The organism is Parasphingopyxis sp., from assembly GCF_052168295.1.
Taxonomy (GTDB): domain Bacteria; phylum Pseudomonadota; class Alphaproteobacteria; order Sphingomonadales; family Sphingomonadaceae; genus Parasphingopyxis.
In genome coordinates this window covers 1-15,015 of record NZ_JBQLZN010000041.1, presented here as the reverse complement: position 1 = coordinate 15,015, position 15,015 = coordinate 1, and the positions used below count along the sequence as shown (strand labels likewise).

Sequence of the window (15,015 nt, the reverse complement as noted above, 5' to 3'; positions counted from 1 at the left end):
TCTGGATTGCTTCGCTGCGCTCGCAATGACGAGTCGGTGGTCGCTTGAGCTAAGCCCTAGTCGAAGTGCAGCTCGCGATAGCTGCCGCGATAATAGAGCAGCGGATCGAGATCGGCATCAAAGCGGACGCGGATAACGCGCCCCAGCAGAATCAGATGATCGCCGCCGTCATACTCGGCGAATTTCGCGCATTCGAAATTGGCGAGCGAATCGCCGAGCATCGGCACGCCCGTCGACCACGCTTCCCAGTCGGTATCCTTGAACCGGTCGGCATCGGGCGTCGCGAAGCGCTGGGCGAGTTCCATCTGGCCGATATGGAGGACGTTGACGGCAAAGGCCTCGGCGCGCTCGAACCAGGGCAGCTGGGTCGATTTGCGGTTGAGGCAGACGAGCAGCAGTTCGGGATCGAGCGAGACGGAGGTGAAGCTGTTCGCGGTCAGCCCAACCGGCTGACCGTCCCGGTCCAGCGTCGTCACGACGGTCACGCCCGTGCCGAAACAGCCCAGCGCATCGCGCAGGGTGCGGCTGTCGGAACCGGTGCGGAAATCATGGGTATCGGACGGCATGGCGCGGATATAGGGCGCGTGCCGGAGTACGCCAAGCTTAGCTTCTCTGGTTGAACCGCCGCCCGATCAGCGCCGCCGCGATGTTTGTTTTCTGCACGTCGGTCGTGCCGCCGGCGATGCCCCAGGCGAAGCCGTCGCGGACGCGCTGCTCCATCCCGTACTCTTTCGAATAGCCATAGCCGCCCATGATCTGCATCCCGTCTGCCGTGACCTCGCGGACTATTTCGTTGGCGAAGCATTTGCCGACGCTCGATTCGAAGATATTCGGCAGCCCCTGCGAGGCGTTGACCGCCGCGCGGTAGATGAGGAGCCGCGACGCCTCGACCTTCATCGCCATGCTGGCGAGCTTGAGCTGGATCGCCTGGAAGTCGACGATCGGTTTGCCGAACTGCTCGCGTTCCTGCGCATATGCCGTCGCCTCTTCGAGCGCGGCGGCGGCGAGGCCGAGCGACATAGTCGCATTGCCGCAGCGTTCGAGGCTGAACGCCTGCATCAGCTTTGCAAAGCCGCCCGCGGGCACGATCATATTGCCTTTCGGCACGCGCACCGCGTCGAGGAAGATGTCGGCGGAGGGAATGCCGCGAAAGCCCATCAGCTCTTCCGGACTGCCGAAGCTGACACCGTCGCGGTCTTTCTCGACGAGCACCGCGCCGATGCCCTTGGCGCCGGGGTCGTCGGAGAGGCGGCAATAGACGATATAGGCGTCCGAATGCCCGGCGCCCGAGGTCCAGCGCTTCTGGCCGCTGATCACGATCTCCTCGCCTTCGATCCGCGCGGTGGTTTTCAGGTCGGTGAGCGCCGTCCCGGCATCGGGCTCGGACATGGAGACGGCGACGATCGTCTCGCCCTTCACCACATCGGGGATGATCTTGGCCTTCAGCTCATCCGAGGCGAAATGCTGGATGGTGCGCACCGGGCCGGTCAGCGCCTCGAAGATCGGAAAGGCGACGGCCACCGAGACCATCGCGAACTGTTCGAGTACGAGCAAAGCCTCGAGATGCCCGAGCCCCATCCCGCCATGCTCCTCGGGCAGATTGACGCCGAGAAAGCCCATTTCGCCATAGCGGCGGCGCATTTCCAGCGGGACGGGCCTGTTCGTCGCCTCGAGCTCGCGCGCCAGCTCGACCGTCTCCGCGCGCGCGAATTTGCGTGCGGCTTCCTGCAATTCGGCCTGTTCTTCGGTGAGCTGGAAATCCATCGTCTTGCGGTCCTCGTCCTGTTTGCGGCGGACTGTATGGCCTGACGGGAAGGGTGCAAGCCCTCCCCCTTGATGGGGGAGGGTTTGGGTGGGGGTGATCTATCGATTGAGAACTCACCCCACCCAGTGCGCAGGTGAAACTTGCCCCCGGCAAGTTCCAGAAATGCTTGGGAGGCATTTCGACCTGTGCACTCCCCTCCCCATCAAGGGGAGGGGAAAGGAACGACTTCAAACCTTGGTGCGCTCGTCCTAGGATTTGGGAAAATGACAGAGCGGGAGCACATACAATGGCAGGCAAATGGTTCGACGAACTCGAAGTGGGGCAGACTTTCGATCATCCGATCCGGCGGACGATCACCGAGACGGACAACGTCCTCTTCACGACGATGACGCACAATCCGGCCCAGCTCCATCTCGACGAGGAATATTGCAAGGCCGAGACCGAGTTCGGCACGCGGATCGTCAACAGCTGCTATACGCTCTCGCTCATGGTGGGCGTATCGGTCGGCGATACGACGCTGGGCACGGCGGTCGCCAATCTCGGCTGGGACGAAGTGCGCTTCCCGAAGCCGCTCTTCCATGGCGATACGGTGCGCGTCGAGACGGAGGTTATTGCCTTGCGCGAGTCCAAGTCGCGCCCGGACCAGGGCATCGTGACCTTCGAGCACCGCGCCTATAACCAGCATGACGAGCTTGTCGCGACGTGCAAACGCTCCGGGCTGCAGAAGAAGAAGCCGCAGGGCTAGCGCACCCGGCTAGTCGAGTTCGGTCAGCGTCCCCGTATTCGCGTTCAGCCGGAATCGAATGCTGCCGACCGACTGCTCGCCCATCTCGTCGTAGCGGCTCGTCGGTATGGTGAGAGTCAGCCCTTCCGCCGGATCGTAGCTCGATTGGGTATCGTCCACCTGGACCAGCCCATGGCCCCAATTCACCCAGCAATGCCGTTCGATGTCGGCGAGTTCGCTGCCGGTCCACATCATCACGATGACACCGCTCGATGCCGCTGCCGGCTCCTCGGTATCGATCCTGAGCAGGGTCACCGCCCCATCGTAGAAGCTGCGTATGCCTTCGCCGTCTGCGCCAACGTAAAGCGTGGTGAGCTGGGCAGACCAATGTTCCTCGCACGGGACGAAGCCGTTGGTCTGCGCGCTCGCCGGTGCCGCAATGCCGAGCGCCGCTGCGATTAGAAATGCGCCTGTCTTTCTCATGATGTCCCCTTCCGATGCCGTCCTTTGCGAGATAGCCGTGCCGCTATGGCCATGCTGTGACCGCGATCATAGGATGGCGCCGATCAGATATACAGGAGCCGCCATGCCCATCGACGCCACCCAGCCCTACGATCCCGACAATATCTTCGCCAAGATCCTGCGCGGGGAGATCCCCAACGACACGGTTTACGAGGACGATCATGTCCTCGCGTTCAAGGACATCAATCCGCAGGCGCCGATCCATGTGCTCGTGATTCCCAAGGGCGACTATGTGAGCTGGGACGATTTCAGCGCCAAGGCGTCCGACGCGGAGATCGGCCATTTCGTGCGCAAGGTCGGCGAGATCGCCCGCGATCTCGATCTCGTCGAACCCGGCTATCGCCTCCTCGCCAATATCGGCGGCCACGGCCATCAGGAGGTGCCGCATTTGCATGTGCACCTGTTCGGCGGCCGCCCGCTGGGGCCTATGCTCGCAAGAAGTTAGATTGTCAGAGTTTTGGGGCCTATCCCTTTCAAACAAGTGATACCCCGTCATCCCAGCGAAAGCTGGGATCTCAGGCGGATAGGCAGGGCGTTTGCGGCCGGAGATTCCAGCTTGCGCTGGAATGACGAGATGAGATTTGTGGATACATCCCCGAACGGGATAGTCGCCGATTTTCCAACAGGAAAATTCTGACAAACACTCTGCCGCACTCCGTTGCAAGGTCGCACCTGACGAACAACTTCCCCCGCTTCCCCTGAAGCACACGACCCGCTAGATAGCCGCGTAACAAAACTACAAAGTATCGGGGAGAGTATCGGTGGTGGGAGCAACGCATCAGACGAGCGACGGCTGGTCGTCGCGATGGGCCTTCATTCTGGCGGCGATCGGCGCCGCGGTGGGTCTCGGCAATGTCTGGCGGTTTCCGACGCTCGCCGGCGAGAATGGGGGCGGGGCCTTCGTTCTCTTCTATATCGGCTGCGTCGTCCTGATCGGCCTGCCGCTCGTGCTCTCCGAAATCCTCATCGGCCGCCGAGGGCGCAGCGACGCGGTGGGCAGCGTGCGCAACGTCGCCGCGGAATCAGGGCGCAGCGGCGCCTGGGCGACTTTGGGCTGGGTCGAGGTGATCGCCGCCTTCCTGATCCTCAGCTTCTACAGCGTCGTCGCCGGCTGGGTGATCTATTATGCGGGCGTGATGGGGCGCGACTTTTTCGGCGCGATCGCATCGGGCGCGCCGTTCGCGGGCGCGCTGCAGGGCGAAACCGCCGAAACCATCCAGACGCGGATGGGCGACCTGTTCGGCAACATCCCGCTGCTGCTCGTCATGCATACGGTGTTTATGGGCATCACCTTTTTCGTGGTGGCGCGCGGCGTGACCGACGGGATCGAGAAGGCCGCCACCTATCTGATGCCGGCCTTTTTCGTGCTGCTCATTGCGATCACCATCTATGGCGCGTTTCTCGGCAATTTCGCCGAGGCTGTCGCCTTCCTGTTCACGCCCGATTTCTCCAAGCTCACCGCGCCCGCGATGAACACGGCGCTCGGCCAGGCGCTGTTCTCGATGAGCCTCGGTTCGGCCGCGCTGATGACCTATGGCGCCTATGTGTCGCGCGAGACCAAGCTTGCGCCGACCGCCGGGATGATCGCCTTTGCCGATACCGGCGTCGCGCTGATCGCGGGCCTGATGATCTTCCCGATCGTCTTCGCCGTGGGCCTCGATCCGGCGGCCGGGCCGACGCTCGTGTTCCAGTCGCTCCCCATCGCCTTCCAGCAGATGCCGGCGGGTTCGATGGTCGGCTTCCTGTTCTTCGTGTTGATCTTCTTCGCCGCGCTGACCAGCTCGATCTCGCTGCTGGAAGCGCCGACGAGCTGGGGGATCAACGAACGCGGCTGGTCGCGCCCCAAATCGGCCTTCATCTTCGCCTTTTCGGCCTTCCTTATCGGTGTCGCGTGCCTGCTCTCGCTCAGCGTGTGGAGCGAGATCCGGCTGCTCGGCTTCTGGTCGATCTTCGCCGAGACCAATATCTTCGACACGATCGACGGCTTTACCGGCAAGGTGATGCTGCCCGTCGCCGCGCTTCTGACCTCGATCTTCGTCGGCTGGCGGGCCGACCGGAAAATCGTCGCGGCGGAAACCGGCCTCGACGGCAGCATGTTCACCTTGTGGCGCTTTCTCGTCGCCTGGCTCGCCCCGATCGCCGTCGCGCTGATCCTGGTCTTCGGCCTGTTCCCGGGCCTGATCGGAAGTTAGTTCGTCAGGCTCGGCCGAAAGGGCGGGTCATACAAAACTCAGTCTCCTGCGGGACCAGCCGCCAAGGCGGCCGGGAGGATCGATTCGCGCATGAACCGGTCGCGAAACGCGTTGCGCGTGCGGCCGTCGCTGTAATTGCCGGCGTGGATCAGGACGACGAGTTCGAGCGCGGGCGCCACGAAGAGCAGCTGGCCGCCATTGCCGCTCGCATAATAGGTCTCGATGGACTGCCCTTCCACTTCATAGCTTCGCCGCCACCAGGCGAAGCCGTAATCATCGTCCTCGTTGAGCGAGGCGTGGGGCGCGATCGATTCTGCGACCCACGCCTCCGATACGATCCGGGTGCCGTTCCACGTGCCGCCATCCAGATAGACCTGTCCGAGCTTCAGAAAGTCGCGCGGGCGAAGCCGTATGCCGCCGCCCATATAGGGATCGTCCGTCGGCGACAGGTTCAGCTGATAATGGGCGATATCGAGCGGCCGTGCGAATTGTTCGTGGAAGAAGCGCGCCAGGGGCATCCCCGTCACCTGTTGCAATACCCCGCCGATAAGGTTCAAGCCCGCGGTGCAATAGAACCCGGTCTCGCCCGGTTCGCGCGCCATCGGCAGGTCGAGCGTGTAGCGATACCAGTCCGGCTGCGCGTCCTGGCTTTGCATATTATCTTCATGGCCGGGCGTATCATAGTCGCCATCGTCGCAGTCGAAGCCGGGCGACATGGTCACCAGATGGCGCAGCGTCAGTCTTTCCTTGCGCGGGTCGGGATTGGCGAAGGCCTCGACGCCGCCGAAATAGGGATAGACCGGCGTGTCGACATCCGGGATCGCGCCTTGCCGGATGGCGATGCCCAGCAGGGCGGCGGTCAGCGATTTTCCGGCCGAGCGGGAATCGTGCGGGATGTCCCGGTGATAGCCGTGGAAATATTCCTCGACGACCAGCCGGCCGCGATGGGCGATGAGCAATCCGTGAATATAGGGCTCGCGCAGGCCGGTCGGCTCGAACGCGGCGAGCGAACCGACCAGCCCGGCGAGCAGCTCTTCGTCGAGCCCGCTCTCGCCCGGCGATGCGGTACGCCAGCCGTCCCCAAGCGAGACGGGGCGAACAAGCTGTGTCTCGCCCTCTGGCCAGCGGCGCGGATAGAAGCCGGGCGCGTCGCTGCGGGGACGGCGTGTGAAATCGAATGTCTGGTCGAAGCGCGGGAAGAACAGCGTGAACCGTTCGCCGGGGTCGACGCTCCGGCCGGTCGCCAGTATCTCGCCATCGGCGTTTGTAAACCGTATCTCCGTCCCGTCCGCGGTCGCCGTTTCGATCCGGAAAAACACGCCCTGGTTGCGTTCCGGGTTCCGCATGAAGGTGCGGTATCGCGACGTGCCGGGGGCGTCGCCCGCGCCGTCGGCGATCAGCGGAATGTTCAGCGAAGCGCGCTGGTCGAAGGGTGCGATCGCGCCGGTGAAGGCACCGGCGCCGGCGGGTTCGAGTTGCACCGGTGTCGCGAAAGAATAGCCTTGCACGGGCCCGGGTTCCTGAAGCCAATGACCTTCGATCGCCGCGCCCGGCTGCGCCTGCCAACCCGTGAACCGGCCTTGATCGCCGAACGCAAAGGACCAGCGTACCGAGCCGTCGTCGGCCGTACTGCGCTCGACCGGCACCGTTTCACCCTGTACGCGCGCAATCCAGGAGCCGGCAGCCGATCGATGGAGGTCGAGCGGTCCGCGCAATCTTGGGCCGAAGCTGTTCTCCCCAACCCATAACCCTGCCCAGCTCGCGGATGACGGCGCGGCGGCGCTATCGCCGCCATCCTGCTCCTGTGCCTGGATCGGTCCGGCGGCCAGACAGAAACTCGCGCACAGGAACGCGGCAATACGGTTCTTCATGGATATTCTCCTGGGTGGGGAAGGCGTTTTCGTCGGGCCGATGCAGTGCGGCCATGGAAGGGGTGTGGTTCGGCGCTTCAGTCCGGGCCGTCGGTGGCGTTGGTGCGGCGGGTCAGCCATTCGACGATCGGCGCCTTGCCGCTTTGCATGTTGCGTTTCAGCATCGCGCAGGCCCGTTTCAGGTCGCCGTCGCGCAGCGCCGCGAGGATCAGGGCATGCTCGTCGCTTGCCGACCATATATTCTCTGTTTCCCGGAACAGCGCATGTTCGTAGCGCCGGGTGCGGCCGATGATCTGCGCGATCATGTCGACGAGCACGCGATTGGGGCACCCAGCCAACAGCGCCATATGCCATGCATTGTCGATCTCGATGGCCTCCGACGGCTTTTTCGCCGCCACGAATTTCCGGTTCAGCTTTTCCAGCCGGTCGAGCGCGGCGGGCGAGGGGATGCCGGCCAGCCGCAAGGCCTCCGGGTCGAGGATCGGCCGGATATCGTAGAGCTGCTCGAATTCCGACAGCGTCAGCGGGGCGACGAAAAACCCCTTTCGCGGCACCGTCGTGATGACGCCTTCGGAGGCCAGCCGCCACAGGCCCTCGCGCAGCGGCGTGCGGCTTACGTCCAGTTGCGCGGCCAGATGCACCTCGTTGATCCGATCCCCGTCGGCCAGCCGCCCGGTGACGATCATCTCGCGCACGGTAGCGGCGGCGTCCTGGCTGATATTGGAGGCGCTTAGTTGCATACTGTATACAGTACACAGAAGCGAAGAACAGTCAATGTCGCTTGTAAGGTCCGTCGATCAGAACGTCGTGATGATTGCGGAGATCGGAGAATGGTGGCGTAGCGTGTGACGGCTCCGGCGCCGTTGGCCCTATCCGAGCCGCTCGCGAACCAGTGCTTTCAGGTCGTTCTCCGGGCGGGGGCCGTAATGCTGGATCACCTCGGCCGCGCAGACGGCGCCCATGACGAGGCTGTCTTCGATCGAGCGGCCCTCGGCCTGGCCTGTAAGGAAGCCGGCGGCGAACTGGTCGCCCGCGCCGGTCGCGTCGACGACGCGGTCGATCGGTTCGGCAGAGACGGCGACGCGCTCGCCATCCTTCACCGCCAGCGCACCCTTTTCGCTGCGCGTGACGACGAGGAGCGGTGTCTTGGCCGCGGTCGCGGCGACGGCGGCTTCGAAATCGTCCGTCTCGTGGAGCGACATGATCTCGTCCTCATTGGCGAACAGGATATCGATCCGCCCATCGTCGAGCAGTTTCAGGAAATCGCCGCGATGCCGGTCGACGCAAAAGCCGTCGGAGAGCGTGAAGGCGACCCGGCGGCCGGCCTTGTGCGCGATGTCGATGGCCTGGTCCATCGCCGCGCGCGGGTCTTCCGGGTCCCAGAGATAGCCTTCGAGATAGAGAATGGCGGCGCGCTCGATCAGGTCGGTGTCGACCGCGGCGGCCGTCAGATGCTGCGAGGCGCCGAGAAAGGTGTTCATCGTCCGCTCGCCGTCCGGCGTGACAAGGATCAGGCTGCGCGCCGTCGCCGGCTCGCCGTCACGCATCGGCGTATCAAAGGCGACGCCGAGCGCGGTGATGTCGTGCTTGAAGACCTTGCCGAGCTCATCATCCGCGACCTGCCCGATGAAACCGCATTTGCCGCCGAGTGCCGCGATCCCCGCCACCGTATTCGCCGCCGATCCGCCGCTCGCTTCCACGCCCGGGCCCATTTTCGCGTAGAGCGCCTCGGCTTCCTCGGTCGTGAACAGCAATTGCATCGCGCCCTTGGACAGGCCTTCGGACGCGATGAAAGCGTCGTCGGCCTGGGCGATCACGTCGACAATGGCATTGCCGATGGCGACGATATCGAGCTTGGGTTCGGACATGGGGGACTCCAAATTTTTCGGGAAAGCAAGAAAGTTGCGCAGGCCCTAGCCGCGCGCCCGCATAGGCGCAACCGGACGATTGACGCGCCGCATCGCCGACCCCATCAGGGCGGCGATGTTCCGCGCGCTCCTTCTCTCGCTCGGCCAGCTTGGCGATCCGGCATTCCTCAAGGTGCTCGCCAAATCGCTGGGCCTCACCATCCTGCTGTTCCTGATCGGCGGGTTCGCCGTCTACTGGGCACTGATCTGGCTGTTCGACTGGCTAGGCTGGGGCGAGGGCGGCGGGTTTGCCGCAGCGGCGAGTGCGGTCGTGATCGCGGGGTTGAGCTTCTGGCTGATGTTCCGCGCGGTCGCGATGGGGGTGATCTCCATCTTTACCGACGAGATCGTCGATGCGGTCGAACGCAAACATTATCCCGACAAGGCCGAAGTCGCGCAGGTCGCCGGCTATGCCGACCAGGTCCGCGTCGGCCTGGCTTCGGCGGGGCGGGCGATCGGCTGGAACCTGCTCGTCCTGCCGCTCTATCTGGTGCTGCTCGTCACGGGTGTGGGAACCGTGCTGCTGTTCATCGGCCTCAACACGATCCTGCTCGCGCGCGATCTCGGCGAACTCATCGCGATCCGCCATGTGCCGCGCGCCGAATGGGGCGACTGGCGGAGGGAGACGCGCGGTAAACGGATGCAGATCGGGCTTGTCGCGGCGGTGTTATTCGTGATTCCTGTCGCCAATCTGCTCGCGCCGATCCTCAGCGCGGCCATGGCAGCCCATATGCTGCACGGGGGAGATGGTGACGATGCGTAAACTGATTGCCCTTTCGGCGCTGGTGGCGGTGGCCGGCTGCGCGAGCAGCCCGACGGTGATACCGGCCACGCCCAGCCGGCCGATGACGGCCACGGGGCTGGAGCGGGTGATCGGCAGCAGCGCCGCGCAGCTCGTCCAACTCTTCGGCGAGGCGGCGCAGGATTTCCGCGAAGACGGCGCGCGCAAGCTGCAATTCACCGGCGATGCCTGTGTGCTCGACGCCTATCTCTATCCCGAAAGCGCGGGCCGCGAGCCCGTCGTCACCTATGTCGACGCGCGCACCGCAGCCGGCGAAGATGTCGACCGCGCCGCCTGCGTGAACGCGCTCGCGCGGCGATAACCGTTACTCCGGCGGCTGGTAGAGGTGGCGCACGGTGTCCGGCACCGCGTCCATCCGGATCGTGATCGCGTGCTCGGCGGCTATCCGGCCGACCATCGCCCCGGCCTCGTCCGGCCCGGTAGGCGGCGTTTCGCGCAGGGCCACGGCCACCGCGTCGAAAAATTCCTCGAACTCGCCATCGCCCGAAACGAGGAACAGCGTGCGCACGGGTTCGTCCCCGCTGTTCCAGAATGCGTGGACATGGCCGCGGGTGAGCGCGACGAGCGTGCCGGGCCCGGCGGTCACGATGTCCTCGCCCGCGAGCAGGCCCAGCGTCCCTTCGAGCACATAGGCATATTCGTCTTCATTGGCGTGGACGTGCGGCGGCGCCCCGGCGCTGTTCGGCGGCACGGTGAATTCGTAGATTGCGACGCCGCCCTCGCTTGCCTCGCCGGACAGCAAGAGGCGCGCGGGATGAAAGGGCACGGGGACGTCGCGTCCCGCGCCGGGCTCGATCACGGCCGGCGGATGCGCCGCGAGCATCGCGGGCAATCCCGCAACGCCGATTGCGGCCAGTAAATATTTGATTCGGTGCATGTTAAAGCCCCCTCCACCGCGAGGATCGCGCAGTTTCCCGGCGGCTGTCAACGCCGGGCCGCGGCCAGCCGCTCCATAGCCCATTCCGCCGCTTCGCGCACCACATCGTCGGGATCGTTGCGCAGCGCGCGCACCGGATCGATCAACGCCGCATCGCCGCTATTGCCCGCCGCGATCAGGCAGTTGCGGACCATGCGGTCCCGCCCGATGCGCTTGATCGGCGAGCCGGCGAAAACTCGGCGGAAGCCCGCATCGTCGAGCGCCAGCAAATCGGCGAGCTTGGGCGCGGCGAGTTCGGCGCGGGCGGCGAAATGCCTGTTCGCTTCGGCCTGTTCGGCGAACTTGTTCCACGGGCAGACGGCGAGGCAATCGTCGCAGCCATAGATGCGGTTGCCCATCGCCTCGCGAAATTCGTGCGGGATCGGGCCTTTATGCTCGATGGTGAGATAGGAGATGCAGCGCCGCGCATCGAGCCGGTAGGGCGCCGGAAAGGCGTCGGTCGGGCAGGCGGTCTGGCAGGCGGTGCAGGAACCGCAGCGATCTTCGCCCGGCGCGTCGGGTTCGAGATCGAGCGTCGTATATATCGCGCCGAGAAACAGCCAGTTGCCATGCTCGCGCGAAAGCAGGTTCGTATGCTTGCCCTGCCAGCCGATTCCGGCGGCCTCGGCGAGCGGCTTTTCCATCACCGGCGCGGTATCGACGAACACTTTGACGTCCGCTTCGATGCCGTCCGCCGCCGCCTCCGCGACCAGCCAGCGCGCGAGCCGCTTCAGCGCCTTTTTCACGACATCGTGATAGTCCTTGCCCTGCGCATAGACCGAAATACGGCCGATATCGGTTTCGCCTTCGAGCCGCAGGGGGTCCTCTTTCGGTGCATAGCTCATGCCCAGCATTACCAGCGAACGCGCCTCGGGCCAGAGCGCCCTGGGCCGTTCGCGATGGTGCGCGCGGCTTTCCATCCAGTCCATCCCGCCATGCGCGCCGGACGCCAGCCAGTCGCGCAGCCGCCCGGCGCTTTCCGGCGCCGCGTCGGCGGAGGCGATCCCGCAGGCGGCAAAGCCTTCGGCCTCGGCCTGCGCTTTCAGGCGCTGGGAAAGGGCGGGACGGTCGGTCACAAGTCCTCTCTACCGTCATTCCCGCGAAAGCGGGAATCCCGCTTCACTATCGCCATGCCGCGTTCTTTTTTTTCAAAGCAGAACGAAGAAGCGCGATTCCCGCTTTCGCGGGAATGACGGGTTTCTTGTTAAGTCTTGTCGGGCTATCGGCCAGCTATGGCATCCGCTTTCGCCCTTACTGCACATGAGCTGGTCAAGGATTTCGGCGCGAAGCGCGCGGTCGACGGCGTCGATATCGCCGTGCCCGAGGGCAGCATCTACGGCATTCTGGGGCCGAACGGCGCCGGCAAGACGACGACGCTCAGAATGCTGCTCGGCATCATCGATCCCGATAGCGGCACGCGAGAACTGCTCGGCACGACGCGACCGCGCAGCGTCAGCGACCGGGTCGGCTATCTGCCCGAGGAGCGCGGCCTCTATCCGAGCATGAAGGCGCGCGAGGCGATTGCGTTCATGGGCGCGTTGCGCGGCCTCAACTGGGCCGAGGGGCGGGCGCGGGCGGACGACATGCTCGCCGATGCCGGGCTCGGCCATGCGGCGGGCGACAAGATCAAGAAGCTCTCCAAGGGCATGGCGCAATTCGTCCAGCTCTTGGGGTCGATCGTCCACCGCCCCGAACTCATCGTACTCGACGAGCCCTTTTCGGGTCTGGATCCGGTCAATCAGGAGCGGCTCGAGGCGCTGATTCTCGCCGAGCGCGATCGCGGCGCGACGATACTCTTCTCGACGCACATCATGGGCCATGCCGAGCGGCTCTGCGACCGGCTGGCGATCATCGCGGGCGGCAGGCTGCGCTACGAGGGCAGCGTCGCCGAAGCGCGCGCGACGATGCCGATCCAGGCGCATTACACGCCGCGCGAGGACAGCCCGGCGCTCGCCAAACTGCTGCCGCCTGAGGCGGTGCGCGACAATGGCGGCTATGTGTTCGACGTGCCCGATAGCGGGATGGAGGCGCTGCTCGCGACGCTGCTCGAATGCGGCCATGGCGTGGCCGGCCTCTCGCTCGAACGGCCGAGCCTGCACGATGTCTTCGTCAAGCTGGTCGGCGAGGAAACGGTCGAGAAGATGGAAGCCGAGGCCGAGGCGGAGGCCGCAGCATGACGAGCCATTTCCGCCAGGCCGCCGTGATCGCGCGGCGCGATTTTATCGCGACGGTCGCGACCCCGGCATTCCTCATGTTCCTGCTCGCGCCGCTTTTCATGCTCGTTTTCGCCGTGGTCGGCGGTTCGGGCGCGCGGATGATCGCCGATAGCGGCGAGGACGCCCAGCGGATCGTCGTTGTCGCGGATGCCGAATATGGCGCGCGTATCGAGGCGGCGGACGCGCGCATCCGGCCGACATTTCCCGGCGCCATCGCCCCGCCTGCGCTCGAACGGCGCGACCCTTTGCACGATGCGGGCGGCGCGGGCGCGGAAGCCGAGGCGCGCGCGCTGTTTTCCGAAAGCGGGATCGATGTCGCCGCCGTGCTCTACGATGTGCCAGACAACCCACGCCTCCTGATCGGGCCGGGCGCCGACCGCGATGCCGATTATCTGGCGCTGCTAGCCGATACCGCCGCGCGCGACGCCCGGAGCGGCGTCCCGCCCGGCGAACCGGCGACGGAGATCGCACGCGAACCCTTCGAGCGGACGAGCGCGACGATCGGCGGGCAGCAATCGCTCGGCTTTACCGCGCTGTTCCTGCTGTTCCTCCTGACGCTGCTGCTCGCCGGACAGACGGTCAGCGTGCTGGCCGAGGAAAAGGGCAACAAGGTGATCGAAATCCTCGCTGCCGCCGTGCCGCTGGAAGCCGTGTTCCTCGGCAAGCTGATCGGCCTGTTCGGCGTTGCGCTCCTGTTCATCGCCTTTTGGGGGACGATCGCGTTGCTCGGCTTCTCCGCACTGCCCGACAGCCAGACGATGCTCGCCCGGCTCGATCCCGCGATCGGTTTCGGCCCGTTCATCGGCCTTGGCGTCGTCTATTTCGCGATGGGCTATCTGCTGCTCGGCGCGGTCTTCCTCGCGGTCGGCGGGCAGGCCAATTCGATGCGCGAGATCCAGATGCTCTCGCTGCCGATCACCTTCTTCCAGATGGGCATGTTCGGCCTTGCCTCGGCCGCGGCCGCGAGCCCGGGCAGCGGCCTCGCGCTGTTCGCCGAACTCTTCCCGTTCAGCTCGCCCTTCGCGATGGTCGCCAAGGGCGCGTCGGACCCGGCGCTCTGGCCGCATCTGGCCGCCATCGCCTGGCAGCTGCTCTGGGTCTCGATCACGATCACGCTGGGCGCGCGCTGGTTCCGCAAGGGCGTATTGAAATCCGGCCCGTCGGTGTTCCGGCGCCTCGGCCAGGCGCTGCGCGGCAAGGCCGCCTGAGCGAATTCCGCACCCGCCGTTAAGCACCGCCTAACGATGGATCGATAGAATCCATCGTGGGAACCGGCGGAATGCACCGGCGCAGCTATTGACATTCGTGTCAATTGTGTCAGTCTCATTTTGCTACTTATTGCATCGGGCTGTATAGTGGCCCGGACAGGATATGGGTCCAGGCAGAGCGCATGATTCTCGGCGCGCCGGACCCGCGGGGAAACATCCCCGATTAGGGAGAGAGACATGGCGACGCAGCCCGACGCGAACACCGATACTGGCGGCATGACGGCCGAACAGAAATATCGCGAGGAATATGCCCGCGAATGGCGCGAGGGGATCGACCGTTCGACCCTCGAAAAACCGCTGGCGACGGCCGATACGCCGCTCGAAGAGATCGATGTCAGCCGCCCCGAACTCTATGCGCTCGACCGCTGGCAGCCGGTGTTCGAGAAGCTGCGCGCCGAAGACCCGATTCACTGGTGCGAGGACAGCGTGTTCGGCGGCTTCTGGTCGCTGACGACGTACAAGCCGATCGTCCATGTCGAGGCGCTGCCCGATATCTTCAGCTCGGCCTGGTATAATGGCGGCTTCACGATCCTCGATTCGACCGATGACAAGGAACTCGCGCTGCCGATGTTCATCGGCATGGACCGCCCCGAACATACCGCCCAGCGCCGCACCGTCTCTCCGGCCTTCACGCCGAGCGAGATCACCCGGCTCGACGAAGACGTCCGCAAGCGCACGGCGGAGCTGCTCGACAGCCTGCCGCGCGGCGAGGAATTCGACTGGGTCGACAAGGTCTCGATCGAACTGACGACCGGCATGCTCGCAATCCTCTTCGGCTTCCCCTGGGAAGACCGGCGCAAGCTGACCGAATGGTCGGACTGGATGGGCGATG

General features: G+C 65.1%; 15 protein-coding genes and 1 pseudogene. 8 read left to right on the top strand and 8 right to left on the bottom strand.

Annotated elements, in window-relative coordinates:
* Positions 1 to 56: 56 nt before the first annotated feature.
* Positions 57 to 566 carry a flavin reductase family protein gene (locus ACTS1Z_RS07560; protein WP_442623839.1) on the bottom strand — a complete coding sequence of 170 codons (510 nt, stop codon included), beginning with the start codon at positions 564 to 566 and terminating at the stop codon, positions 57 to 59.
* Positions 567 to 603: 37 nt separating this feature from the next.
* Positions 604 to 1,764, bottom strand: coding sequence for an acyl-CoA dehydrogenase family protein (locus tag ACTS1Z_RS07555; protein ID WP_442623838.1), 1,161 nt, complete (start codon positions 1,762 to 1,764; stop codon positions 604 to 606).
* Positions 1,765 to 2,051: 287 nt separating this feature from the next.
* Here ACTS1Z_RS07555 and ACTS1Z_RS07550 point away from each other — a divergent pair, with 287 nt between their 5' ends.
* Positions 2,052 to 2,510, top strand: coding sequence for a MaoC family dehydratase (locus ACTS1Z_RS07550; RefSeq protein WP_442623837.1), 459 nt, complete (start codon positions 2,052 to 2,054; stop codon positions 2,508 to 2,510).
* A gap of 9 nt (positions 2,511 to 2,519) precedes the next feature.
* On the opposite strand, the gene ACTS1Z_RS07545 is transcribed toward ACTS1Z_RS07550, so the two are convergent.
* On the bottom strand, positions 2,520 to 2,972 hold the full coding sequence (locus tag ACTS1Z_RS07545) for a hypothetical protein (protein ID WP_442623836.1): 453 nt from the start codon (positions 2,970 to 2,972) through the stop codon (positions 2,520 to 2,522).
* A gap of 103 nt (positions 2,973 to 3,075) precedes the next feature.
* Here ACTS1Z_RS07545 and ACTS1Z_RS07540 point away from each other — a divergent pair, with 103 nt between their 5' ends.
* Together ACTS1Z_RS07540 and ACTS1Z_RS07535 are read left to right on the top strand one after the other, a co-directional pair.
* Positions 3,076 to 3,456 (top strand): histidine triad nucleotide-binding protein, encoded by a 381-nt coding sequence (locus tag ACTS1Z_RS07540; protein WP_442623835.1) that lies wholly within the window; start codon positions 3,076 to 3,078, stop codon positions 3,454 to 3,456.
* Between the two features lie 316 nt (positions 3,457 to 3,772).
* Complete coding sequence (locus ACTS1Z_RS07535) at positions 3,773 to 5,203, top strand: sodium-dependent transporter (protein ID WP_442623834.1); 1,431 nt, start codon at positions 3,773 to 3,775, stop codon at positions 5,201 to 5,203.
* A 38-nt stretch (positions 5,204 to 5,241) separates the two neighbouring features.
* Here ACTS1Z_RS07535 and ACTS1Z_RS07530 read toward each other — a convergent pair whose 3' ends face one another.
* The 3 genes from ACTS1Z_RS07530 to ACTS1Z_RS07520 form a co-directional block, all read right to left on the bottom strand.
* Positions 5,242 to 7,074, bottom strand: coding sequence for a serine hydrolase domain-containing protein (locus tag ACTS1Z_RS07530; RefSeq protein WP_442623833.1), 1,833 nt, complete (start codon positions 7,072 to 7,074; stop codon positions 5,242 to 5,244).
* 77 nt (positions 7,075 to 7,151) lie between these two features.
* Positions 7,152 to 7,814, bottom strand: a complete 663-nt coding sequence (locus ACTS1Z_RS07525) for a GntR family transcriptional regulator (RefSeq protein ID WP_442623832.1) — start codon at positions 7,812 to 7,814, stop codon at positions 7,152 to 7,154.
* Positions 7,815 to 7,943: 129 nt separating this feature from the next.
* Complete coding sequence (locus ACTS1Z_RS07520; protein ID WP_442623831.1) at positions 7,944 to 8,942, bottom strand: adenosine kinase; 999 nt, start codon at positions 8,940 to 8,942, stop codon at positions 7,944 to 7,946.
* A gap of 115 nt (positions 8,943 to 9,057) precedes the next feature.
* Between ACTS1Z_RS07520 and ACTS1Z_RS07515 the strand changes: the two genes are divergently transcribed.
* A complete protein-coding gene (locus ACTS1Z_RS07515) occupies positions 9,058 to 9,744 on the top strand; it encodes an EI24 domain-containing protein (RefSeq protein WP_442623830.1) in 687 nt (228 codons plus the stop codon).
* Positions 9,737 to 10,084, top strand: coding sequence for a hypothetical protein (locus ACTS1Z_RS07510; protein ID WP_442623829.1), 348 nt, complete (start codon positions 9,737 to 9,739; stop codon positions 10,082 to 10,084). Before ACTS1Z_RS07515 ends, ACTS1Z_RS07510 begins: the two co-directional genes overlap by 8 nt.
* Before the next feature lie 3 nt (positions 10,085 to 10,087).
* Here the strand turns inward: ACTS1Z_RS07510 and ACTS1Z_RS07505 are convergent, their stop codons facing one another.
* A complete protein-coding gene (locus ACTS1Z_RS07505) occupies positions 10,088 to 10,660 on the bottom strand; it encodes a cupin domain-containing protein (protein ID WP_442623828.1) in 573 nt (190 codons plus the stop codon).
* A 47-nt stretch (positions 10,661 to 10,707) separates the two neighbouring features.
* Positions 10,708 to 11,775, bottom strand: a complete 1,068-nt coding sequence (queG, locus tag ACTS1Z_RS07500) for a tRNA epoxyqueuosine(34) reductase QueG (protein WP_442623827.1) — start codon at positions 11,773 to 11,775, stop codon at positions 10,708 to 10,710.
* Between the two features lie 156 nt (positions 11,776 to 11,931).
* On the opposite strand from queG, the gene ACTS1Z_RS07495 reads away from it, so the two are divergent.
* The 3 genes and pseudogenes from ACTS1Z_RS07495 to ACTS1Z_RS07485 all read left to right on the top strand — a co-directional run.
* Positions 11,932 to 12,876 (top strand): ABC transporter ATP-binding protein, encoded by a 945-nt coding sequence (locus tag ACTS1Z_RS07495; RefSeq protein ID WP_442623826.1) that lies wholly within the window; start codon positions 11,932 to 11,934, stop codon positions 12,874 to 12,876.
* The gene (locus ACTS1Z_RS07490) at positions 12,873 to 14,123 is read left to right on the top strand and encodes an ABC transporter permease (RefSeq protein ID WP_442623825.1); all 1,251 of its coding nucleotides are present in this window, start codon (positions 12,873 to 12,875) and stop codon (positions 14,121 to 14,123) included. The genes ACTS1Z_RS07495 and ACTS1Z_RS07490 overlap by 4 nt, the downstream gene beginning before the upstream one ends.
* Positions 14,124 to 14,360: 237 nt before the next feature.
* Positions 14,361 to 15,015, top strand: a pseudogene (locus ACTS1Z_RS07485) (hypothetical protein); the annotation flags it as partial.